The sequence below is a fragment of the Kerstersia sp. genome (genome assembly GCF_052103615.1).
In the GTDB taxonomy this organism is placed as follows: Bacteria; Pseudomonadota; Gammaproteobacteria; order Burkholderiales; family Burkholderiaceae_B; genus Kerstersia.
This window is the reverse complement of sequence record NZ_JBQEKA010000142.1, coordinates 1-4,011: the sequence shown is the minus strand read 5'-3', so window position 1 is coordinate 4,011 and position 4,011 is coordinate 1. Positions and strand designations below refer to the sequence as shown.

The window sequence follows — 4,011 nt, the reverse complement described above, 5'->3', positions numbered from 1 at the left end:
GCATGCCGTCAGAACGGCGGCAACGCTGGTTCGCATAGTCAGAATATTCTGTTTACTGCTGATGGCATTTTGCTGGCGCGGGCCGGAAAACGGCCCTGTTGCGCGATTGCGCATGGTCATATCATCCTCGGTGACTTCTTGCGTGATTACGGCGATCACGATGAAGACGACCCAAGCCAAATAAACCCGACAATTATTTTTATTTGCGAATCGCTCTCAGGGCAAACGCCAGCACTGACCCGGCATGGCCAGGAGCCAAACCATGGGCTGGCGCCAGGCCTGCCCGGTCAGCCGCAAGCTTTACGCCGCAGCCTGGCCGCCGTCAGCGGGCCGCCAGGCTGCGAATTTGCACGCCGTCTGCGCGCTGTTCAACCTGCACTGCGGCAATACGCGGCAGCAGGGCGATGACGCCCGCGACATCATCCAAATGAAAGGTTCCGGTAATGCGTTGCTGTCCTGCCCGCTCATCCATCAAACGCAGCGGCACCGCAGACCACGGCTGCAATTGCGCCAGGGCTTCGGCCAGCGTCGTGTCGTCGAACACCGCCAAACCGCGGCGCCAGGCAGCTGCTTGCGTTTCCGGCAGGGCTTGCACCGCCCCCAAGGCCTGGCGGTCGCCATAGATCTGCTGCCCGGCATGCAGCACCGGCCCCGTCAGATCCGGATGCCACCAGGCACGCAGCGCATCCACCCGCACGACCCCTTCTTCCACCTGCACTTGCGCGCCCGCGCCGCGATGGCCCACGCTGAACACCGTCCCCAGCACAGTGGCGCGCACGCCACCGCCAGTCACGCTGAAAGGCTGGCCCGCCTGTGGCTGCACATGGAAACGCGCCTCCCCGGCCAACAGTTCGGCTTCACGCCGATGGCGGAAATAACGCACCTGCACCCGGCTATCCGCATTCAATTCCAGCGTGCTGCCATCACTCAGCTCATAACGGCCGCTTTGCGCCAGCGCTGTGGCAAATACCTGCGTTTCCAGCGGCACCAGGTAATACCAGCCGGCACAGGCCAGCAGCAAGCCGGCGAAGGCCGTGCCGAATACCGGCAGACGCCAGTTGCGCAGGCGCCGCAGCCGCGTGCGCGGTTCGGCAATCAGGCCGCGCAGTTCGCTGCTCATCGCATCCAGCGCTTGCCAGCGCCGCCAGGCTTCCTGAAAAGCAGACTCATGTTCCGGCGCCGCCCGGCGCCAGCCCACCAGTTCCTGTTCCGCCCGGCGCGCACGCTCGCCCGTGCCGCCCGATGTACGGGCCAGCAAAGTCAATGCGTATTCAACCTGGGAGCGGTGCATAGTCAGTCATCCGTCATTTGCGTGGCGCGCCTGGCGCGCTGTCAGACTCGATCAGATCCGAGCAATCCAGCACGGCACGCGCAATATGTTTCTCCACCGCAGCGACGGAAATATCCATGCGCGCAGCAATTTCGGCGTAACTGTAACCGTATATCCGCGCCAGGACGAACACCTCCCGGCGCTTGCGCGGCAATCGCTGCAAGCGCGCCGCCACGCGTTCGAGCTGATGACGATGCAAGACCTGCTGTTCCACGCTGGCGGCCATGTCGTTGCTGTGCTGCCCCAACTCATCCATCAGGGATTGATCACGCTGTTCGCTGCGCCCCTGGTCGATGATCAGATTGCGCGCCGCGCTGAACAGCAAGGCACGCGGACGCGCCACCTTGCCTTTCAGGGCATGGTGGTAAACGCGCTCGAAACTTTCCTGGGCAATATCCGCGGCCTTGTGCGAATCATTCAGCTTCCAGCCGAGATACCGCTTCAGTTCAGTGTAGGCGCCCGTCAATTCTTCGACGACCTGCGCCAGGCTTGGCATGGGGTTCCGGGGCCGGATCAGGCCGGCAGCAAATGTTGTCGGGATGAAAGCCGGCTGCAACAGCTCAAGCCTCATCCGCCAAAAGCAGCGATGATAATGAAAACAACTATCCTTCACAAGCATGATGCGCGGCCGCCACATCCCTGCCCGCCGCCGCGCAGATACCTGCTTGCTGCGCCCTGCCTGCCCCCCCAGCCCCTGCACGCGCCATCTTGCACAGGGATTCCTCAAAGCTATTGCAATGTTATATCATTAATAAATTACCGCTTTCCCCTTGATTGTTTGCCTCATGAAAAAGGAAGTTTTTCCCATGTTCCTCCGGCCACGCCCTTTGTCTGCCGCCCTGGCTGCGGCACTCCTCGGCAGCCCCGCGCTCCTGTTTGCCCAGCCCGCAGACGCACCGGTAACGCAGCTCTCCCCGGTCATCATCTCGGCAGATGCCTTGCAACGCGAACAAGGCGACCTCATCCAGGCCAGCACTGTCCTGCAAGAGGAAGACCTGGCCTGGCACCGCCGCGGCACGCTGGGGCTGAGCCTGGCCCACCTGCCTGGCGTGCATGCCGACAGCTTCGGCAACGGCGCCACCCGCCCCGTCATTCGCGGCCAAACAGCGCCCCGCGTCAAAGTGCTCTCCGACGGCGCCGATATTTTTGATGCGTCCTCGGTCTCTCCCGATCACATCGTGACCGTCGATCCGTTGCTGGCGCAGCGCGTGGAAGTGCTGCGCGGCCCGGCCGCCCTGCTATACGGCGGCAGCGCCATCGGCGGGGTCGTCAATGTCGTGGATGACAAAATCCCCACCCATATTCCCGACAATGGCCTGAGCGGCCAGGTGCAGCTGCGCGGCGCAACTGGCTCCAACGAACGCGCCGGGGCGTTTGCGCTGACGACCGGCGAAGGCAATGTCGCCTTGCATGTGGAGGGTTCGCGGCTGCGCTCGGACGATTACCGGGTGCCCGGCCAGGACTTCCGCAAGGTCGCCAATTCCAACACCGATAGCACGCAAGGCAGCCTGGGTTTTTCCTTCATCGGCGACCGCGGCTACCTGGGGCTGGCCTATTCCTACCGCGACGATGACTACGGCCTGCCCGGCCACAGCCATGAATATGAAAGCTGCCACCCGCATGGCTCCGCCCTGCACTGCGGCAGCCATAGCCATGACAATGACCACGGGCACGATCATGGCCACGAACATTCGCATGACCATGGCGAAGGCCATGCGGCCACGGCGCACCTGCGCAGCGAACGCATAGACTTGCGCGGCGAACTGCGCGACCCCCTGCCTGGTTTCGACCGGCTGCGCCTGCGCGCCAGCCATACCGACTACCGCCATGACGAACGCGATGAAGGCGTCACCGCCACCACTTTTACCAATCATGGCCGCGATCTGCGGCTGGAATTGCAGCATCAGCCGCTAGGCCGGTGGCATGGCGTCGTCGGCCTGCAAACCGCACGTTCCCATTTTGAATCCAGCGGCGTGGAAAGTTTCGTGCCGCGCACGCGCACCAGCAGCACTGGCCTTTTCCTGCTGGAAGAATACCGCCATGACGACTGGCGCTTCGAAGTTGGCGCCCGCCAGGAGTGGCAGCGCCTGACCCCGACCGCCGGCACCCAGCCAAGCAAGAGCGGCCATGCCGGATCACTCTCGGCGGCAGCCATCTGGGATTTCACGCCGGGCTACGCCGCCACCCTGTCGTTCTCGCGCTCGCAACGTCTGCCCAATGCGCAGGAAATGTACGCCAAGGGTGTGCACCTTGCCACCAACACGTATGAACGCGGCAATACCGACTTGGGCCGTGAAACCGCCAACACGGTGGAATTCGGCCTGCGCAAAGACGACGGCGACATCAGCTTCGCCTTGAACGCCTACCACAGCCGTGTCGATGGCTACATCTACGCCGAAACGTTGGATCAGTTCGAAGACTTCCGGCTGATTGAATATACCCAACGCGACGCGAGCTTCACCGGTCTGGAAGCCGAGGCCAGCTACCACTACAGCAAAGGGCTAAGCGCCACGCTGTTCGGCGACTACATCCGCGGCAAGCTGCGCGGCCCGCAATCCAACCTGCCGCGCATTCCTGCTGCGCGGCTGGGGCTGCGCACCCAGGCCAACTGGCAGCAATGGCATGGCTTCCTGGAATACTACCGGGTCTTCAGCCAGAGCAAGACCGCCAGCTATGAAGAC

At 63.2% G+C, this 4,011-nt stretch carries 4 protein-coding genes; 1 reads left to right on the top strand and 3 read right to left on the bottom strand.

Features of this window, described 5'->3' with window-relative positions:
* The 3 genes from ACTJGZ_RS15935 to ACTJGZ_RS15925 all read right to left on the bottom strand — a co-directional run.
* On the bottom strand, nucleotides 1–180 hold a 180-nt coding region (locus tag ACTJGZ_RS15935), incomplete at its 3' end, for a hypothetical protein (protein WP_441663872.1).
* A 142-nt stretch (nucleotides 181–322) separates the two neighbouring features.
* Nucleotides 323–1,291, bottom strand: a complete 969-nt coding sequence (locus ACTJGZ_RS15930; protein WP_441663871.1) for a FecR family protein — start codon at nucleotides 1,289–1,291, stop codon at nucleotides 323–325.
* Between the two features lie 13 nt (nucleotides 1,292–1,304).
* Nucleotides 1,305–1,826 (bottom strand): RNA polymerase sigma factor, encoded by a 522-nt coding sequence (locus tag ACTJGZ_RS15925; RefSeq protein WP_441663870.1) that lies wholly within the window; start codon nucleotides 1,824–1,826, stop codon nucleotides 1,305–1,307.
* Nucleotides 1,827–2,115: 289 nt separating this feature from the next.
* Between ACTJGZ_RS15925 and ACTJGZ_RS15920 the strand changes: the two genes are divergently transcribed.
* Nucleotides 2,116–4,011 (top strand): TonB-dependent receptor domain-containing protein (locus tag ACTJGZ_RS15920; RefSeq protein ID WP_441663869.1); only part of this gene is annotated, 1,896 nt, incomplete at its 3' end.